The organism is Roseibium algae (assembly GCF_037783265.1).
Taxonomy (GTDB): Bacteria; Pseudomonadota; Alphaproteobacteria; order Rhizobiales; family Stappiaceae; genus Roseibium; species Roseibium algae.
Genome location: NZ_JBAKIA010000001.1, coordinates 547,890 through 566,921, shown reverse-complemented (window position 1 = coordinate 566,921; position 19,032 = coordinate 547,890). Strand labels below are relative to the sequence as shown.

The window sequence follows — 19,032 nt, the reverse complement described above, 5'->3', positions numbered from 1 at the left end:
AAATGGCGAACAAAACGGCACTGGTTGTGAGTGCTCACTCGGCTGACTTTGTCTGGCGCTGCGGCGGTGCGATCGCTTTGCATGAGGCCAAGGGATATGACGTGACCGTTGTTTGCCTGTCTTATGGCGAGCGCGGTGAGAGCGCCAAACTTTGGAAGCGCGAAGGCATGACCCTGGAGACCGTTAAAACCGAACGGCGTAAGGAAGCTGAAAACGCTGCGACGGCTTTGGATGTCAGTGATATTCAGTTCTTTGACCTTGGCGACTATCCGCTTCAGCTGGACACAGATGCAAAGTTTCGTCTGGTTGATGTCATTCGCAAGGTTCAGCCAGATTTCATGCTGAGTCACTCCCAGTACGACCCTTATAATACGGACCACATGTATGCCACCAATGTGGCACTGGAATGCCGCATGATTGCTCAGGCTTGGGGCCACAATCCGGATGAAAAGGTTCTTGGCGCACCGCAGCTTTATCTCTTCGAGCCTCACCAGACAGAGCAAATGGGCTGGAAACCGGATACGTTCCTGGACATCACTGATGTCTGGGACAAGAAGCGGGCGGCCATCGAGTGCATGCAAGGCCAGGAGCATTTGTGGGATTACTACACGAATGTCGCTGAAAATCGTGCCAATCACTTTCGCCGTAATTCGGGTGGTCAGGCTGGCGGTCGGGCGGCGAAATACGCAGAAGGTTTTCAGTCGGTCTTCCCCCGCACCGTGGATGAACTGTGATGGGTGGCGTTGTGGTTCAAAACATTGAACGGGCCGACCCGCAGGTCATCAAGGCGCTTGGAGAATGCGGTGTAGCCACGGTTCATGAGGCGCAGGGTCGCAAGGGGCTTCTGGCATCCTACATGACCCCGATTTTTTCGGGTGCGCAACTCGCTGCTTCTGCTGTGACCATACTGGCGCCTCCTGGCGACAATTGGATGCTGCATGTTGCGATTGAACAGGTGAAGGACGGCGATATCCTTGTTCTTGCGCCGACATCTCCCTGCGAAGATGGCTACTTTGGCGATCTGCTGGCGACTTCGCTGTTGGCTCATGGTGGTCGCGGGCTGATCATTGATGCGGGCGTTCGCGATGTGAAGGACCTGACCGAGATGGGCTTTCCCGTTTGGTCAAAGGCGGTCTTTGCGCAAGGTACAGTCAAGGAGACTGTCGGCTCGGTCAATGTTCCTATCGTTTGTGCTGGCGCTGCTGTCCATCCAGGCGACATCATCGTGGCTGACGATGACGGCGTTTGTGTCGTTCGCCGCGAGGAGGCTGCTGCGGTTCTGGACAAGGCAAAGGCGCGGCTTGATGCGGAAGAAGGCAAGCGGCAGCGTTTGGCTTCTGGTGAGCTTGGCCTCGACATTTACAATATGCGCGAGCGCCTTGCGGACAAGGGCTTGAAGTATGTCTGACAACAGCAGCTTTGATGGAATCCGGGCAATGTGGATGCGGGGAGGAACGTCGAAGGGCGGCTATTTCCTCGCTGATGACCTGCCAGCAGATCCGTCAGAGCGAGATGCTGTTTTGCTCAACATCATGGGATCGCCGGACCCGCGTCAGATCGATGGCTTGGGGGGCGGGGATCCGTTGACCTCAAAGGTCGCTGTTGTTCAAAAATCTGAGCGTCCGGGTGTTGATGTCGATTACCTTTTTCTTCAGGTCTTCGTCGATCAGGCGATCGTCACTGACACGCAGAACTGCGGGAATATCCTTGCCGGAGTGGCTCCTTTCGCCATTGAACGCGGTCTCTTGTCTGCGAATGATGGAGAAACGTCGGTGCGGATCTTCATGGAGAACACCCAGCAGTTCGCGACGGCTGTGGTGCAAACGCCTGAAGGCTGCATCAACTATTCTGGCGATGCCAAAATAGACGGCGTGCCAGGCACGGCTGCGCCAGTGTCCATTGTGTTCGAAGACACCGCAGGCTCTACATGCGGCGCTTTATTGCCAAGCGGGAATATGGTGGACGAGATCGATGGCGTTCGCGTTACGTTGATCGACAACGGCATGCCCTGCGTCATTCTGCAAGCGTCTGACCTGGGTGTGAGCGGTGGTGAAGCTCCGGAAGAACTTGAAGCCAACGGGGCGTTGAGAAGCCAACTTGAAGAGATCCGCCTTCAGGCTGGCCCCGTCATGAACCTGGGCGATGTCACAGAAAAATCGATCCCGAAAATGACGCTTGTCAGTGCTCCGCAGGCTGGCTGCATTTCAACTCGTACATTCATACCTCATCGCTGTCATGCCGCCATCGGCGTTCTCGGTGCTGTCAGCGTGGGCACAGCCTGCCTGTTGCCTCAGGGGCCTGCATCCGAGCTAGCAAATATACCAAACGGAAATCCGAAGGTTCTGTCTGTTGAACATCCCACAGGCGAATTTTCTGTTGTGACCACTTTGGATGAGGTTGGAAATCCGACGTCATCCGGTGTGCTGCGAACTTCACGTAAGCTCTTCGACGGAATGGTTTTTCCATGATGTTGATTGTCTAAATTCCTATAGGGAGGACTAACATGATCAAGAAATTACTTACTGCCTCGACCGTAGTGGCTTTGCTGACAAGCCCGGCTCTGGCTGAAGACAGGGTATCAATAGGAACCGGTGGCACAGGCGGCGCATTTTATGCAGTCGGTGCTGGTATGGCGGATCTTCTGACCAAGAAATTGGACGGCGTAACCGCGAATGCGGAAGTCACCGGTGCTTCAATTGAGAACGTGCGCCGTGTTTCTGCCGGTGAGATGACCATTGGGTTCTCCAGTGCATCCACGTTGTTTGCCGGGAAAAATGCACAGGCTCCATTTGACGAGTCCCAGAATGTTGCTGCGATTGCCATGCTCTATCCCGCCGTTCTTCAGGTGGCTGCGACCAAGGCAAGCGGTGCGACCAGCATTGCTGATTTGGCGGATCTGAAAATCAGTGTTGGACCTCCAGGTTCCAACTCTTCAGTTTTGTCGACGCGACTGTTGCAGGCTCATGATGCCTTCAACATGGATAACATCTCTTTCCTCTCCTATGGCGAGGCAACAGGTGCCATCAAGAATGGTAATCTCGACGGATCCTTGATCCTGTCGGGCACACCTGCATCAGCCTTCATCGAGCTGTCGACAACCACGGATGTGACCATTCTGCCCGTTGATCCGGTTGCCGTCGAAGGTTTGCTGAAGGAATTTCCGTTCTATCAGCTGACAGAGATTCCAGCTGGTCTCTATAAAGGCACGGATGTGGCTGTTTCAGCCATTGGCGATCCTGCGATCCTCTTTGCATCTGAGGACGCTGATCCTGAGTTGATCTATCAGATCACCAAAACCCTGTTCGACAATCTGGATACTCTTGGTCAGGTGCATCCGGCTGCGAAAAAAATCAGCATGGACTGGGCGTTTAATACACCAATTGAGCTGCACGAAGGCGCAAGACGCTACTTCGACGAACATCAATAATCCCTATCTCTGGCGGGACCGTTGCGGTTCCGCCAGACTTCTCAATTAAGGAACGCCGTTTTGGCTAGCATATGGAAAACTCTGCCTGAGGGAACGCTCGGCAGATACGAGCATCGCGCTGTCTGCGTGATCCTGGCGGTCCTTGCCTGCGCCGCTACGGTTCTGGTGATCCACTCTGCCTGGACAGGCAGTCTCACGGCTTTGTTGCTGCGGTCCTTGTTCTTTTCGCTGATGACATCGGCTGGACTGTTCATCGTCAGTGCCGGTCGAACCAAGCTCACCTATCGCGTTCCAATCTATCTTCTGGCTGCGGTCGTCCTCATTCCTGGGCCGTATCTGTATATCAACTACATGGCGATTATTTTCTCCGGCGGCATCGCGAGTACAACGCATATGGCGCTATTCGTCGTCTCGGTAGTGGCTGTGCTGACACTGGCGCGCTTCACTGTTGGCTGGGTTATGGTGGGCCTTGGGGTCGCAGCTCTTGCCTACGCGTTCTTGGGAGATCTGATCCCTGGTGTCTACGGGCACGGCGGATATAGCCTGGGAAGGATCACCTCCAACCTTTTCCTACGCACAGAAGGTATCTTCGGATTGCCCATGGGCGTTGCCGCGCAATACATCCTGCTCTTCTCCCTTTTGGGAACGCTGCTGTTGCGCACGGGCCTTGGGCAGGTTTTCGTCGATCTGGCGCATGCGTTGACGGGGCGTATTCAAGGCGGTCCAGCGCTGACGGCCGTCGTGTCCTCGACCATGTTTTCTTCCATCAATGGATCTGCTGTTGCTGGTGTGGTGACGACGGGGACGTTTACGATCCCACTCATGAAACGGACCGGCTATCGGCCTAAAGTGGCAGCTGCGATTGAGGCTGCTGCCTCCTCTGCCGGGCAGATCATGCCGCCGGTCATGGGGGCTGCTGCATTCCTCATGGCAGAGCTGACCCAGACGCCCTATGCGACAATCGCTGCTGCGGCTTTGATCCCGGCACTGCTCTACGTCTTTGCCCTGCTTGTGTCGGTACGCCTTGAAGCCGGGAAGTTCAACCTGGCCCGTTCAGACGGGTCCGATGTTCCTTCACTCATGTCTGTGCTGGCAGGACGTGGCTACATGCTCTTGCCTCTTGTCGCTCTGGTCGGGTTCCTGGTCTACGGCTATACGCCGGCAAAGGCAGCGGTCCTGTGTATTGCAGCGACGCTGATCATTTCCTTGATTTCAGACAAGACGCGCCTTGGCCCCAGCGCCTTGGTTGAGGTGTTGGTGGACACCGTACGCAATGTGTTGCCGGTGGTTGCTGCGGTTGCCATTGCTGGCATGCTGATCGGCGTGTTGACGCTGACAGGCATGGCGCTCAAAATCTCCGGTATGATCCTGGATTTCGGCGGTGATAACCTATTTCTGGTTCTGTGCCTGACGATGGTTGCCTCCTTTATTCTCGGCCTCGGAATGCCGACATCGGCAGCCTATTTGCTGCTGGCGATCCTGATCGCTCCGGCACTCGAGAATTTCGGCTTGCCGATTATCGCAGCCCATATGTTCATCTTCTACTATGGCCTGCTGTCCGCCATTACTCCGCCTGTCGCACTTGCTGCGTATGCCGGAGCCTCGATTGCGGGGGCCTCGCCAAATGAAACTGCGATTGAGGCCATGCGGCTGGGGTTTGTGAAGGTTGTTGCCCCCTTCTTGTTTGTCTATGCGCCGGAGTTGCTGCTTATTGGCTCGCCGCTTGAGGTTTGTTTGGCAACCTATGCCGCTTTCGCAGGTGTGTTCGCTGCGGGCACGGCGATGACTGGTTGGTGTATTCAGCCCCTTGGCCACATTGAACGCGTCGCGTTCTGGCTGTCAGCTGCATGCTTTACCTATTCACTGATCTTGGCCCAACTCGCGCCTTTGGGGCTTGCGGCAAAGGTCCTTGGTACTGTCTTCCTTGTCTTCTCACTTTGGCGTCTCTGGAGTTCACATGACCGTCGATCCGCAAACCTGGCATCCTGATCCGTCCAAGCCGGCATTTAAGGCACCCGCCGGGTCGGTTGATGCGCACTGTCATGTGTTCGGTCCAGGCAGCAGTTTTCCTTATGCTTCTCAGCGGAAATATACGCCGACGGACGCGCCAAAGGAGATGTTGTTTGCGCTCAGAGATCATCTCGGATTGTCACGAAATGTGATTGTGCAGGCGAGCTGCCACGGCACGGACAATGCTGCGCTGATTGATGCACTGCGGGCAGCGCCTGATCTGACCCGTGGCATTGCTGTCGTAGATCCCGCCATCAGCGATGCTGAGCTTCAGGATATGGACGAAGCGGGTGTGCGTGGCATCCGGTTTAATTTCGTCCGTCGTCTTGTCGATCCAGGTCCGAAGGATGTCTATATGCGTTTGGCCGAGCGGGTTAAAGAGCTTGGCTGGCATGTTGTTGTCTATTTCGAGGCCCCAGATCTTGATGAGTTGGCACCCTTCCTGAAAAGTTTGCCGGTGACCGTTGTGATCGATCACATGGGGCGCCCCGATACGGCATCTGGTGTTGAGGGAGAAGGATTTCAGAATTTCATAGCTCTTATGGAAAACGAGAAATTCTGGGTGAAGGTTGGCTGTCCTGAGCGGTTGACCATAGACGGGCCTCCCTATGATGATGTAGCGCCTTTTGCCCGCACGCTTGTCAAACGATTTTCCGACCGTGTTTTATGGGGGACGGATTGGCCGCATCCAAACATGAAGAGCCATCTTCCAGATGATGGTCTGCTGGTTGATCGGATTCCAATCATCGCGCCGACTGAAATCCTTCAGAAAAAATTACTGGTTGAGAATCCAATGCGCCTATACTGGGATCGCTGACCAATTTCGGGCAGTCTTATTTCGGCATGAGTTAGACTATGGAATTGCAGTCAGGCGTTTCTGAGGTCGCGGATAGTCCCGCTGCGTTGGAAAAGGCTTATCCGAACCTACGTCATCTTCGGCTGCTTGAAGCAGCCCAACGGTGTGGAGCTCTGACAACTGCTGCGGAAGGCGTGCATATTTCACAGCCTGCGGCTTCGCAGGCGATGATCCGCTTGAGTAACCAGTTTGGCGGTAAGCTTCTCGAACGTCATGGCAACGGTGTTTTCGCGACGGATCGCGGCATGATCGTGATCAGTCGAACCCGGAGAATTCTCGATCTGGTCCGGAGTTTTAGTCAGGGTGTTTCCCGGCGCTTACGGTCAGATCGCCCGAAACGCGGCGGATCTCTGGAAAGCCACCTGACAGTCTCTCACTTGAAGGCTATGTGCTTTGTTGGGCGCGCTGGCAGTTTTTCTTCTGCAGCGCGCGCGCTCGGTCAATCTGAACCCTCGGTGCAGCGTGCTGCGCGTGAAATTGAGGGTATCATTGGGTTGCAGTTATTCTCAGGCGGCTTGCGCCGGGTGCAGCTGACTCAGTCGGGGCTCGATTTTTCCAAGCTGGCGAGTCTGGTTCTTAAAGAGCTGGACAGTGCTTATGAGGAAGTCCGGGAGTTCGACGGGGCCTATGACGGCCGTCTGATCATCGGCACATTGCCACTCGCGCGCACCAGAATTGTTCCCGATGCTGTGGTCGCTTTGTCGCAAAAATATCCTGAGGCGACGATAGGTGTGTTGGACGGAACCTATGAAGGTTTGTTGCAAAGCCTGGAGACAGGCAACATAGATGTGTTGGTCGGGGCATTGCGCGGCAAGATCATGCACAGCGGTTTGAAGCAGAAGCGTTTGTTTGAAGACCGTTTGGTGATTGTATCCGGTAAGGGGCATCCCTTGGCGGGCAGGCATGAGCTGACTCGTGAGGACCTGGCCAATAGCCGATGGGTTTTGCCGCGGCGCGGAACTCCAACTCGTCATTTATTTGAAACGCTTGTGGGCGACGGAAATCTGAAGGGTGTCATCGAGACGGGGTCATTGGTGGCTTTGCGCGGAATTCTGACCCAATCGAATTTCCTGACAATCATATCCCAACGTCAGATCTATTATGAACTCCAAGCCGGACTGCTCGAAGTCCTGCCATTTTCGCTGGAAGGCAGTGAAAGGCCGATCGGCCTGACCACTCGCGCCGATTGGCAACCGACTGCCTTGCAGGCTGACTTCTTGAGCGCACTGGAAACGGCGATCATGCCTGTTTAGGTCGGACTTGAACGGTTTGGCAGCATGGCGCGTGTGCGTGTTCGGATCAGTTGGCCTGATGAGGGCCTGTCGACTGGCCGATGATGAGTTCTGATTCAAGATACTCACTCACCAGGGTCGTTGGGTCTGGAAGGATCTTTTCGATCAGCAGATGAGCTGCCCGGCTACCCGCGTGGCGGACAGATGATCGGGTGCAGGTGAAAATGGGAACCTCACCACTGTTGGGCAGGAAGGAGAGCGCGTCATCATGTGTGATGACTGAAATATCCCTCCCGATTTTGAGCCCGCAGAGGCCAATGGCACGGGCAACGCCGATGGCTGTGATCATACTGGAAACCAGAAAAGCAGTTGGCGGGGCTTTTTGACGGAGCATCGAAAGAGCGCTATCTGCTCCATAGGGTTCGGTCATGTCTGCAGCACGTAGCAACTTTGGGTCGACTGGCAGATCCCGGTCAGCGTGGGCTTTTTCGAACCCTGCACGCCTGCGCGCCGCAAAATCCATGTCTTCCAGACCGTTTAACAATGCGATTCGACGATGGCCGAGATCCAGAAGCAGATTTGTTGCGCGTTCGAACGCCTGACCATTGTTGACGTCGATCCAGGAAGTGGTCTTCTCCAGTCCGGGTATACGGCCATGTATCAGGAACGGGAGGCCAAGTTCCGCCAAAAGGGCGGGGCGATTATCACCAATGCGTGGGCCATGAACCATCACCGCATCCACTTTTTTCCTGGATGCAATTTCACGGTAGGCGTCTTCCACGTCTTGATCGCCAACCACTGAAATAATCATGTCATATCCGTGCTGGGAATAGGCCTCTCCAGCCCCGGCTATGAATTCCATGAAAACGGGGTTCATCATCTCATGAAGAGAGCGTGGTACTACATGGCCGATCGACATGGCGCGGCCAGTTGCCAGTCGCCTGGCTTGCTGGTTTGGCGCATAGCCAAGCTTGGCTGCCATCTCCTCAACGCGCTGTCTTGTTTCCGCATTGACTTCCGGATAGCCATTCAGCGCCCGGCTGACCGTGGTCTGAGACAGCTCCAGAGCCCTGGATAATTCCTTCAGATTCAATATGCGCGCTCCAAATTCAAATCGCTTTGAGACGTCATTGCATGAAGACAGGCAAAACGAAATGTTAGGTTAGTGTGACAAAGGCTTTCTTGACAATATGGTGACATCGGGACATGTTAACTTTCTATTCAAAGCGGTTTGGATGGGTGTGCAAGATATTTTTTGCAACTCTGATAAGGTGCCCAAATGATAGGCCTTAGGGTCAAGTGTTTTATTTGGATCTGGGAGGATCATGATGAAGTCACGGTTTTTGACGTGCTCGGCGATTGCCGCGCTGGCAGTGGGAGTGAGCGCCGCGGCAGCTCAGGCTGATCTTCTGTTCAAGCCAGGTGAGGATGCCCGGTTCAATTGGGAAAGCTATGAGGCTCTGAAGGCCAACGACCTTTCCGGCAAGACGCTGACCGTGTTCGGTCCATGGCTGGGGGCTGACAAAGAGCTGGTCGAAAACACCCTGGCCTATTTCGAAGAAGCAACCGGTATTGACGTTCAGTACTCCGGTTCAGACAGCTTCGAGCAGCAGATCGTGATTGATACTCAGGCAGGATCGGCGCCGAATATCTCGATTTTCCCGCAGCCTGGTTTGGCATCGGACCTCGCTGCCAAGGGCTTCCTGGTGCCGCTCGGGTCTGAAACCGGCGACTGGGTGCGCGATAATTACGCGGCCGGGCAATCTTGGGTCGATTTGGGGACATTTGCCGGCAAAGACGGATCCGAACATCTTTACGGGTTTTTCTACAAGGCCGATGTGAAGTCGTTGGTTTGGTTCAGCCCTGATAACTTCGAGGATGCTGGCTATGAAATTCCAGAGACCATGGAAGACCTGAAGGCTCTTACCGAACAGATTGTCGCTGACGGCGGAACCCCTTGGTGCATCGGTCTGGGATCTGGCGGCGCGACCGGCTGGCCGGGAACCGACTGGGTTGAGGACATGATGCTGCGCACCCAGCCGCCTGAAGTCTATGACGCCTGGGTTGCGAACGAGATCCCGTTTAATGATCCGCGTGTCGTTGGAGCCATCGAAGAGTTCGGTTGGTTCGCCAACAACGAGAAATTTGTTGATACGCCTGGGGCTGTTGCAGCCTCTGATTTTCGCGACAGCCCGAAGGGTCTGTTTACCTCGCCGCCTGCTTGCTACATGCACCGCCAGGCATCGTTTATTCCGTCTTTCTTTCCTGAAGGTACGGAAATGGGCGTGGACGCAGACTTCTTCTATTTTCCAGCCTATGAAAGCAAGGACCTGGGGTCGCCGGTGCTCGGTGCAGGCACCGTCTTTGCGATTACCAATGAAACCCCTGAAGCACATGCCTTCATTGATTTTCTGAAATCGCCGATTGCCCATGAAGTCTGGATGGCGCAGTCCGGGTTTTTGACACCTCATAAAGGGGTCAATGTGGATGCTTATGCGAATGACACATTGAAGGGCCTTGGCGAAATTCTGCTTGGTGCCACCACGTTCCGCTTTGATGGATCAGACTTGATGCCTGGTGCAATTGGTGCCGGAGCTTTCTGGACCGGAATGGTCAATTATGTCGGCGGGGAGCCTGCAGACCAAGTTGCGACCGACATCCAGAAAAGCTGGGATGCCATCAAGTAACGCTGCCACAAGGGTGGTCGACGCGTGAGTTTTTCTCAGCGTCGACCTCGGCCTCAAGAGGCCGTAAGGGAAGGAACCCATGGAACAGCTGATTTTTGCGTTTTCATCTATGGCAGCGGGAGTCGGTGCCTGCGTCTTGTATTTTTGGGGAACGAATAAAATCCTCGATGGGATATATCCGGCGAGCGGGTCAAAAGCTGGGCAAAATATCCTCAGAGCCAACAGTATAAGACCCTGGCTTTTTCTTGGGCCCGCCATCGTGCTGTTGACGCTTTATCTCATCTATCCAGTCGTGAATTCGGTGATGTTGTCCTTCTACGGACCGTCCGGTGAGGTTTTCGTTGGAACTGCGAACTACAGTTGGCTGTTTGCCGATCAGGGTTTTCGCGAAAGCCTGTTTAACAATCTTCTCTGGCTGATTGTGGTGCCTGCGGCGGCAACGTTCTTCGGGTTGATTGCAGCCGCCCTCACCGACCGGATTGGCTGGGGGAACATTGCCAAGTCGATGATCTTCATGCCGATGGCGATTTCCTTCATTGGTGCGTCGGTGATCTGGAAGTTTGTCTATGACATCCGAGGGGAGAACATTGAGCAAATTGGTTTGCTGAATGCGATTGTGGTCGGCCTTGGCGGTGAGCCTCAGGCCTGGATCACATTGCCGTTCTGGAACAGCTTCTTTCTGATGGTGATCCTGATCTGGATCCAGACAGGATTTGCCATGGTGATCCTGTCGGCAGCGCTGCGCGGGATTTCGGAAGAAACGATTGAAGCTGCCGTTTTGGATGGTGCCAATCCCTTCCAGATTTTCCTGAAGATCAAGGTTCCGCAAATCTGGGGCACCATTGCAGTCGTCTGGACGACCATCACAATTCTTGTCCTGAAGGTGTTCGATATCGTTCTTGCCATGACCAACGGTCAATGGGGGACGCAGGTGCTGGCGAACTACATGTTCGACTGGATGTTCCGGGGGCTGGACTTTGGCCGCTCGGCAACCATCGCACTTGTCATCATGGTTATGGTCATTCCGATCATGATCTGGAATATCCGCGAAGCGCGGAAAGAGGGCTGAGGAACGTCTTATGGATGGTATCGCAGGACGACGCCCGCTTCTGATCTGGGCCGTACATCTTTCTGTCGCGGCTTTGGTGCTGCTCTGGACAATTCCAACTTTTGGTCTGCTCGTGTCTTCTTTTCGGGATGGTGATCAGCTGTCTGTCTCCGGTTGGTGGACCGCCCTAACGCCAACTGAGCGCAACATTGTCTATCGGGCGCCGGCAGCAGAAGCTCAGGTCGAACAAGCAGGTCAATGGGTCATCTCCGGAAATGTATTTGAAGGGCAGGCCGCTGGAGAAATTACCAAATTTGGCTTTTCCAGCAAGGCTCCAACCGCATTTGACGCTGGCCAAAGCGCGGAGCTGACCAAGGGGCGGACCTTGAGCGTTATGGCCAATGGTGACTACCGGATCGCCTCGTCTGAGGAGATGAAGGGTAAGCGCGGAGCGCGTATCTTTTTCACGTCGATTGATCCTCCGAGGTTTACCCTTGAGAATTATCGAAACGTGATGTTTTCAGAAGGCATCGGGCGGTCCTTTATCAATACGCTGACGGTCACGATCCCGGCCACCATCATTCCGATCCTGATTGCGGCGTTTGCGGCTTATGCGCTGGCATGGATGAAGTTTCCGGGTCGCTCTTTGCTGCTGGCTGTGGTGGTTGGCCTGTTGGTCGTGCCCTTGCAGATGTCGCTGATCCCCTTGTTGCGTCTTTATACCGATGTTGGCATCGGCAAGAGTTATGTCGGTGTCTGGTTGGCCCATACGGGCTTTGGACTGCCGTTGGCGATCTATCTTTTGCGGAATTACATCAAGGGCCTGCCGAAAGAAATTATCGAAAGCGCCAAAGTGGATGGAGCGTCTGATTTTGACATCTTTCGCAAGATCGTTCTGCCGCTGTCATTTCCGGCGCTGGCGTCCTTTGCCATTTTCCAGTTCCTCTGGGTCTGGAATGATCTGCTGATTGCCACGGTGTTCCTCGGAAACAATGAAGAGCAGCTTGTGATGACGGCGCGTTTGAGAGAACTCCTGGGCTCCAGAGGCGGAAACTGGGAAATCCTGACAGCCTCTGCATTTGTCTCAATCGCAGTTCCGCTTCTCGTCTTCTTTTCCTTGCAGCGTTATCTGGTGCGTGGGCTTCTGGCTGGGTCGGTGAAATAGAATGTTCAAGATAACAACACTGGAGACGCTGACATGACCTCTGTTTCCCTGAAAAACGTCAGCAAGTCCTATGGCGCTGTCGAAGTTCTGCGCAACATCGATCTGGAAATTGATAAAGGCGAGCTTGTTGTGTTCGTTGGGCCGTCCGGCTGCGGAAAGTCCACGCTTCTCAGGATGATTGCGGGACTGGAAACCATCACCGGCGGCGAACTGCAAATTGACGGCGAGCTGATGAACCAGACGCCGCCTGCCCAACGTGGGATCGCAATGGTATTTCAAACCTATGCGCTTTATCCGCATATGACCGTGCGCGACAACATGGCGTTCGGCATGAAAATCGCCAAGAAGCCCAAGGCCGAAATTGACGCGGTGGTTGGTAATGCAGCACGGATTTTGCAATTGGAGCCGTATCTGGACCGTTTGCCCAAAGCATTGTCCGGCGGGCAGCGTCAGCGCGTTGCAATTGGTCGTGCTATCGTGCGTGACCCCAAGGTTTTCCTCTTTGATGAGCCTCTTTCAAATCTGGATGCCGCCCTTCGTGTTGCAACACGTATCGAGATTGCGCAGCTCAAGGAGAGCATGCCCGAGAGCACGATGATCTATGTGACCCATGATCAGGTCGAAGCAATGACACTCGCCAGTCGGATCGTTGTTCTGCATGGCGGTGATATCGAGCAAGTCGGTGCACCATTGGAGCTTTATGAGCGGCCGGCGAACACATTTGTTGCGCAGTTCATTGGTTCACCAGCCATGAACATGCTTCCGGCAGAGTTGACGGGGACCGGCGCTGAGACGGCTGTGCAAATTGTGAATGGCGGGGCCGCCACAGTGCAAGTACCGTCCGAAGCTGGCGATCAGGGAACAGCGGTCAAATTCGGTGTGCGCCCGGAAGATCTGACGATCACTGATGGCGCGGACTTTCTGTTCGAGGGCAACGTGAAAATCGTCGAAGCTCTTGGGGAAACCACGGTGCTTTATTTCGAGGCCGAGGGAGAGGACGCCAGTTTTGTTGTAAAATTGCCCGGTATCCAGTCGATCCGGAAAGGCGCCAAAGTGCGCCTGACCGCTGCTTCAGAGAAGCTCCATCTGTTCGACGCTTCGGGGATTTCATTCCTTTATCGGTAGTGTCAGGCTCACAAATGAGTTTGAAAAAGAAGGGCGGATGTCACCATGAAAGCCATGGCGCTGACATGGTGTAATCCATCTGAGTTTAATCATATCCCATAAGGCCCACGAGCTGCTTGGAGCGCCGTGTGGTCGTTCTATGGGCCTGATTTTTTCAGCATTATTTATCTGACAGCCATTTGCGGACTTCATTTTTCCAGCGAATGGGATTGGGCTGTGCGTGGCCGTTGGGTTCTGTCACGTCATGTTCATGTGAACGTCTAATTAGGTTCATATGAACATTCTAAACACCTCATCAATCGCTCGAAAAACAGGGCATTCGAGATGCGTCGATACATCGTCGCGCAATGGCTCCGCATTGACAAGTGCGGAAACGGGAAGGACGTGCTCGCATCATGTTGGGGCAGATCGATATCACGGGACGGCAGGCCGAAATCGCGGATCTTGTGCAAAAGACAGGTTTTGCATCGGTCGATGAGTTGGCGGACCGTTTCGAGGTAACGACACAAACCATCCGACGTGATGTGAACGGATTGTGTGAGCTGGGTGTTTTACGCCGAACACATGGCGGTGTTGAGCCGCCAGCCCCCGCTGGAAACATCCACTACAGCACACGGCAAATACTTAATCTGGCGCGCAAGAAGCGCATTGCGGATGTGGTGGCTGGCTCGATCCAGAATGCCAGCTCTCTGGCGTTCTCGATTGGCACGACGCCGGAGATCGTCATGCAGGCCCTGATTGGGCATGAAGGCCTTTGCATCTTCACCAACAATCTGAACGTGGCTTTTACTGCGTCAATCAATTCAAGTTTTCAGGTGACCATCGCTGGTGGACGGCTTCGTCATGGTGACAGGGATATCCTGGGCACGGCGGCGCAGGATTTCTTTGCAAATTACAAGGTCGACATCGGTATCTTCGGCGTTGCAGGCGTTGATGAAGACGGAACTCTTCTGGACTTTCATGAAGAAGAAGTCGCAGCGAGGCAGTCGATCCTCGCCAATTGCCGCCAATCATTCCTGGTGCTGGATCATACGAAATTCAGCCGAACAGCTCATGTGCGCGGCGGCCATATTTCCGATGTCTCTCATGTGTGCACAGACCGGCCAATGCCTGCTGCCATAGAGGCACTTTTGGTCGGCGCAAAAACCAATGTCATCGTGGCAAATGATGAGGAGTTCGGGTGATGTCTGGAAACGGGCCTTCCTCTAGTGCTGGTAAACCAATCCGGTTGGAAAGTGTCGGTAAGCTTTTCGGCAATAGCCGAGCTGTTGACGACGTGTCCATCGATATTCCCGCTGGATCATTTACCGTTCTGCTTGGGCCGTCCGGTTGCGGCAAGTCGACAACATTGCGCATGATTGCGGGCCTTGAAGGAACGGATGAAGGTCAGATCCTGATCGGCGATCAGGATGTTACGGACAAGGCGTCTTCCAAGCGAGACATCTCGATGGTGTTTCAGTCCTACGCCCTGTTCCCTCATTTGAGCGTCGCAGAAAACATCATTTTCGGACTGAAGGTGCGCAAAGTACCTGCTGCTGAACGGCATGCGAAGCTGATTCAGGTGGCCGATCTGCTCGGCCTAAGCGAATTGCTGGAACGCAAGCCCGGTCAGTTGTCGGGTGGGCAGCAACAGCGCGTGGCGCTGGGGCGGGCGATCGTCGGCGAAAAGCCGGTCTGCCTGATGGATGAACCGCTTTCCAATCTGGATGCCAAGTTGCGTCACGAAATGCGCGTCGAGCTTCGGGCCCTGCAACAGCGCCTCGGCTTTACGATGGTCTATGTGACGCATGATCAGGTTGAGGCCATCACCATGGCGGATCAGGTTGTCTTGCTCAATGGCGGGCGACTTGAACAGGCAGCTGCTCCGCGTGAGCTTTATGAGCGCCCTGCAACGACCTTTGCTGCAAAATTTATCGGTACGCCGCCAATGAACCTGGTGCCGGTCTCAGCCGTGGCATCCGCAGATGGCTTGTTCGCAGATCTGTTGTTCGGTGTGCGTCCGGAGGCACTGTTCCTCGCCGATGACGGGGTGCTTTGCGGCCCGGTTCTGGCGGTTGAATACCTTGGCTCAGATACGCTGGTTGATTGCGATCTGGCTGGTTCCGTCCTTCAGGCAAGACTTCCCGGATCTAAAGCCATTGCCATTGGCGAAGTCCTGAGGTTCGGGGTTTCCCCTGACGATCTTCACGTTTTTGACACGTCAACCGGTTCGCGCCGGGACGACCTGATCCCAGAAATCGGATCGCGGTTGCGATCCCAATAGCTGTGCTGTCGTGCGCAGGCGAAATGCGTTTCGGCGCTCCTGCTCAAACCAAGGAAGTTTTGAGATGATGAAGTCCACACTTTTGAAGGCCGTTGCTGTAACGGCTCTTTCTTTCAGCACCTGGGCCTCGGCTCATGCGGTTGATCTGCAATTCTACTTTCCAGTCTCTGTTGGTGGCAAAGCTGCCGAGACCATTCAGTCTCTGACCGACGCTTATGTTGCGGCCAATCCGGGCGTGAAAATCGATGCTGTCTATGCGGGGTCTTACCAGGACACGGTTGCCAAGGCGATCACGGCATCACGTGGTGGCAACCCGCCACAGCTCTCCGTGATCCTGTCTGCCGACATGTACACTCTGATCGATGAAGATCTGATCGTACCTTTCGATCAGTATCTGACCACCGAAACGGAAAAGAAGTGGCTGTCCGGCTTCTACCCGGCCTTCATGGAAAACAGCCAGACCGGCGGCAAGACTTACGGCATTCCGTTCCAGCGTTCGACGCCTGTTCTCTATTGGAACAAGGAAGCTTTCAAGGAAGCCGGTCTTGATCCTGATGTTGCACCTGCGACCTGGGCCGAAATGGTCGAGTTCGGTAAAAAGCTGACCAAAAAAGACGCTGACGGCAAAGTCACTCAGTGGGGCGTCCGCATTCCGTCTTCCGGGTTCCCTTATTGGCTTTTCCAGGGCCTTGCCATCGAGAACGGTGCGATCCTGGCCAATGCTGAAGGCAACAAGACCAACTTCGATGATCCTAAAGTGATCGAAGCCCTTGAATATATGGTTGATCTGAGCACCAAAGACGGCGTGATGGCTCCGGGCATCATCGAATGGGGCGCAACGCCAAAGGCTTTCTTTGAAGGCCAGACAGCGATGATGTGGACGTCTACTGGCAACCTGACCAACGTGCGTGACAATGCACCTTTCGATTTTGGTGTCGCCATGTTGCCGGAGAAAGCCCAACGCGGTGCGCCAACTGGCGGCGGTAACTTCTACCTGTTCAAAGGCGCTTCAGACGAGCAACTTGATGCGGCTGTTGATTTCGTTCAGTGGATTACAGCTCCCGATCAGTCCGCAAAGTGGACCATTGCAACGGGTTACGTTGCACCACGTGCCGAAACTTGGGAAACAGAGGCTATGAAGGCCTATGTGGCTGACTTTGCTCCGGCTTTGGTTGCTCGCAATCAGCTTGAGTTCGCCAAGGCTGAGCTGTCCACCTACCAGAACCAGCGCGTCACAGGCATTTTCAACGATGCTCTTGCTTCGGCCATCACTGGTCAGAAAGACGCTGCGACTGCTCTGAAAGAAGCTCAGGCTAAGGCCGACGCGATCCTGGCAGAATACCGCTAAAGACCTGGAGATCGGGCGGCCGGATCTGGCCGCCCGGCCTTTTCTTCGAAACGCGACGTTATTCCAGACGAGTGTGCCAAGGCCAATGTGCCTCCAGATGTCATCTGTCAAAGCTGCACTTGTCCGGAATGAAGTGAAAAAACGGGAATGATCATGCGGGTAACGATCAAGAGGGACTGGATCCACGGCTGGCTGCTTTTGGCACCTGCGATGGTGTTTTTGTTCGCCTTTACCCACATTCCAGCGATCACGACCTTCATCAACAGCTTCTATTCGACACCGCGCGGACAACGATCTGCCAAGTTCATTGGACTTGCCAATTATGAGCGGCTTTTGGGCGATGAAGTGTTCTGGAAAGTGCTGGTGAACAATCTCTGGTTTGCACTCGGTACGATCCCGATTTCAGTAGGCTTGGCCATCGTCATGGCCCTTTGGGTCAATGGTAAGCTTGCCGGCCGTAGCTTTGTCCGCATGGCCTATTTCACGCCGACTGTTCTGCCGCTGATTGCAGTGGCAAATATCTGGCTGTTTTTCTACACGCCGGGATTTGGCCTTTTTGATCAGATTGTCGGTGGGCTGTTCGGCTGGACCAGTACCAACTGGCTGGGAGATCCGGCCACGGCTCTTAACGCGGTGATCGTTGTGACGATCTGGAAGGAAGCTGGCTTCTTTATGATCTTTTATTTGGCAGCTTTGCAGACGATCCCTGTGACCTTGATCGAGGCTGCCCAGATCGAAGGGGCAAGCCGCTGGACCGTTTTCCGAAGGATCACATTTCCCTTGCTGATGCCAACGACTTTGTTTGTGTCCGTGAATGCGGTGATCAATTCATTCCGTCTTGTCGATCACATTTTCATTCTGACGGACGGGGGACCGGATAACGCGTCTTCCTTGCTGCTGTTTTATGTCTATGAGACGGCGTTCCGATACTGGGAGACTGGTTATGCGGCAACATTGACTGTTGTTCTGCTGGTGTTGCTGTCGGCTTTGGCAATTGGGCAATTCTTCTTTTTCGATCGCAAGGTGCATTACAAATGAACCGGTCCAAGCTTTCGTTCGATCAATGCCTGAACACGGCCGCAGCCTGGTTTTTGGCACTCTTGTGGGTCCTGCCACTTGCCTATGCTATTTGGACGGCAATCCATCCTTCAGCCTATGAAGCGCGGTTTGTACTGACGGCCCCTTTGACGTTTGAGAATTTCGAAAAGGCCTGGGCCGCAGCTCCCTTTGCACGGTATTTCCTGAACACATTCATGTTGGTCAGCCTGATCCTGGCTGGACAGTTTCTGTTGTGCACATTAGCGGCCTATGCCTTTGCCCGGTTCGATTTTCCGGGCCGTTCACTGCTTTTTACATTGGTCCTGCTGCAGCTTCTGGTGATGCCGGATATTCTGATTGTCGAGAACTACAAGACAATGAGGCTGCTTGATCTGGTGGACACGATCCCGGCGATTGCGCTGCCCTATATGGCGAGTGGCTTTGGCATCTTCCTGTTGCGTCAGACGTTCATGACCATCCCGAAAGAGCTGGATGAGGCGGCCCGGATCGAAGGTTCTTCATTCCTCGGTGTGTTGTGGCGCGTTTATATTCCTTTGGCGAAGCCTACCTATCTTGCCTATGGGCTCGTGTCCGTCAGCCATCACTGGAACAATTTCCTATGGCCGTTGATCGTAACCAACTCGGAAGATACGCGGCCTGTTACTGTCGGCTTGAGCATCTTTTCTGCAATTGACAGCGGTGTGGAGTGGTCTGTGATCAATGCGGCCACCTTGATGACCAGCGGGCCTCTTTTGATTGCTTTTCTGCTGTTCCAAAGACAATTCGTGCAAAGCTTCATGCGTGCCGGAATTAAATAGGCGCGTTGCGGCCAG

At 54.4% G+C, this 19,032-nt stretch carries 17 protein-coding genes; 16 read left to right on the top strand and 1 reads right to left on the bottom strand.

All coding sequences use genetic code 11. The features are described 5' to 3' along the window. The first annotated feature begins 2 nt into the window (after positions 1–2). From V6575_RS02575 to V6575_RS02545, 7 genes are read left to right on the top strand one after another with little or no spacing between them, the layout of a single operon-like run. Positions 3–734, top strand: coding sequence for a PIG-L deacetylase family protein (locus tag V6575_RS02575; protein ID WP_340272462.1), 732 nt, complete (start codon positions 3–5; stop codon positions 732–734). Then, the gene (locus V6575_RS02570; RefSeq protein ID WP_340272461.1) at positions 734–1,408 is read left to right on the top strand and encodes a 4-carboxy-4-hydroxy-2-oxoadipate aldolase/oxaloacetate decarboxylase; all 675 of its coding nucleotides are present in this window, start codon (positions 734–736) and stop codon (positions 1,406–1,408) included. The genes V6575_RS02575 and V6575_RS02570 overlap by 1 nt, the downstream gene beginning before the upstream one ends. Further along, positions 1,401–2,468, top strand: a complete 1,068-nt coding sequence (locus V6575_RS02565; RefSeq protein WP_340272460.1) for a 4-oxalomesaconate tautomerase — start codon at positions 1,401–1,403, stop codon at positions 2,466–2,468. The genes V6575_RS02570 and V6575_RS02565 overlap by 8 nt, the downstream gene beginning before the upstream one ends. A 35-nt stretch (positions 2,469–2,503) precedes the next feature. Then, positions 2,504–3,427: a TAXI family TRAP transporter solute-binding subunit gene (locus V6575_RS02560; RefSeq protein WP_340272459.1), complete on the top strand. Its 924-nt coding sequence runs from the start codon at positions 2,504–2,506 to the stop codon at positions 3,425–3,427. 60 nt (positions 3,428–3,487) lie between these two features. Next, positions 3,488–5,416 (top strand): TRAP transporter permease, encoded by a 1,929-nt coding sequence (locus tag V6575_RS02555; protein ID WP_340272458.1) that lies wholly within the window; start codon positions 3,488–3,490, stop codon positions 5,414–5,416. Further along, positions 5,385–6,254, top strand: coding sequence for an amidohydrolase family protein (locus V6575_RS02550; protein ID WP_340272457.1), 870 nt, complete (start codon positions 5,385–5,387; stop codon positions 6,252–6,254). Before V6575_RS02555 ends, V6575_RS02550 begins: the two co-directional genes overlap by 32 nt. A 38-nt stretch (positions 6,255–6,292) precedes the next feature. Continuing rightward, a complete protein-coding gene (locus tag V6575_RS02545) occupies positions 6,293–7,546 on the top strand; it encodes a LysR family transcriptional regulator (RefSeq protein WP_340272456.1) in 1,254 nt (417 codons plus the stop codon). Between the two features lie 46 nt (positions 7,547–7,592). Here the strand turns inward: V6575_RS02545 and V6575_RS02540 are convergent, their stop codons facing one another. Next, complete coding sequence (locus V6575_RS02540) at positions 7,593–8,618, bottom strand: LacI family DNA-binding transcriptional regulator (RefSeq protein ID WP_340272455.1); 1,026 nt, start codon at positions 8,616–8,618, stop codon at positions 7,593–7,595. Positions 8,619–8,853: 235 nt separating this feature from the next. On the opposite strand from V6575_RS02540, the gene V6575_RS02535 reads away from it, so the two are divergent. The 9 genes from V6575_RS02535 to V6575_RS02495 all read left to right on the top strand — a co-directional run bounded on the left by V6575_RS02535 (position 8,854) and on the right by V6575_RS02495 (position 19,017). Continuing rightward, entirely contained in the window at positions 8,854–10,212 is a 1,359-nt protein-coding gene (locus V6575_RS02535; protein WP_340272715.1) for an ABC transporter substrate-binding protein, read from the top strand. A 79-nt stretch (positions 10,213–10,291) separates the two neighbouring features. After that, entirely contained in the window at positions 10,292–11,281 is a 990-nt protein-coding gene (locus V6575_RS02530; RefSeq protein WP_340272454.1) for a carbohydrate ABC transporter permease, read from the top strand. Between the two features lie 10 nt (positions 11,282–11,291). After that, positions 11,292–12,425, top strand: a complete 1,134-nt coding sequence (locus tag V6575_RS02525) for a carbohydrate ABC transporter permease (protein ID WP_340272453.1) — start codon at positions 11,292–11,294, stop codon at positions 12,423–12,425. Positions 12,426–12,458: 33 nt separating this feature from the next. After that, positions 12,459–13,550 carry an ABC transporter ATP-binding protein gene (locus tag V6575_RS02520; protein ID WP_340272452.1) on the top strand — a complete coding sequence of 364 codons (1,092 nt, stop codon included), beginning with the start codon at positions 12,459–12,461 and terminating at the stop codon, positions 13,548–13,550. Positions 13,551–13,945: 395 nt separating this feature from the next. Continuing rightward, positions 13,946–14,734, top strand: a complete 789-nt coding sequence (locus V6575_RS02515) for a DeoR/GlpR family DNA-binding transcription regulator (protein ID WP_340272451.1) — start codon at positions 13,946–13,948, stop codon at positions 14,732–14,734. Beyond that, entirely contained in the window at positions 14,734–15,813 is a 1,080-nt protein-coding gene (locus V6575_RS02510; RefSeq protein WP_340272450.1) for an ABC transporter ATP-binding protein, read from the top strand. Before V6575_RS02515 ends, V6575_RS02510 begins: the two co-directional genes overlap by 1 nt. 64 nt (positions 15,814–15,877) lie before the next feature. Then, on the top strand, positions 15,878–17,161 hold the full coding sequence (locus V6575_RS02505; RefSeq protein WP_340272449.1) for an ABC transporter substrate-binding protein: 1,284 nt from the start codon (positions 15,878–15,880) through the stop codon (positions 17,159–17,161). A gap of 153 nt (positions 17,162–17,314) precedes the next feature. After that, positions 17,315–18,199, top strand: a complete 885-nt coding sequence (locus tag V6575_RS02500) for a carbohydrate ABC transporter permease (protein ID WP_422785502.1) — start codon at positions 17,315–17,317, stop codon at positions 18,197–18,199. After that, on the top strand, positions 18,196–19,017 hold the full coding sequence (locus V6575_RS02495; protein WP_340272446.1) for a carbohydrate ABC transporter permease: 822 nt from the start codon (positions 18,196–18,198) through the stop codon (positions 19,015–19,017). The genes V6575_RS02500 and V6575_RS02495 overlap by 4 nt, the downstream gene beginning before the upstream one ends. Positions 19,018–19,032 lie beyond the last annotated feature (15 nt).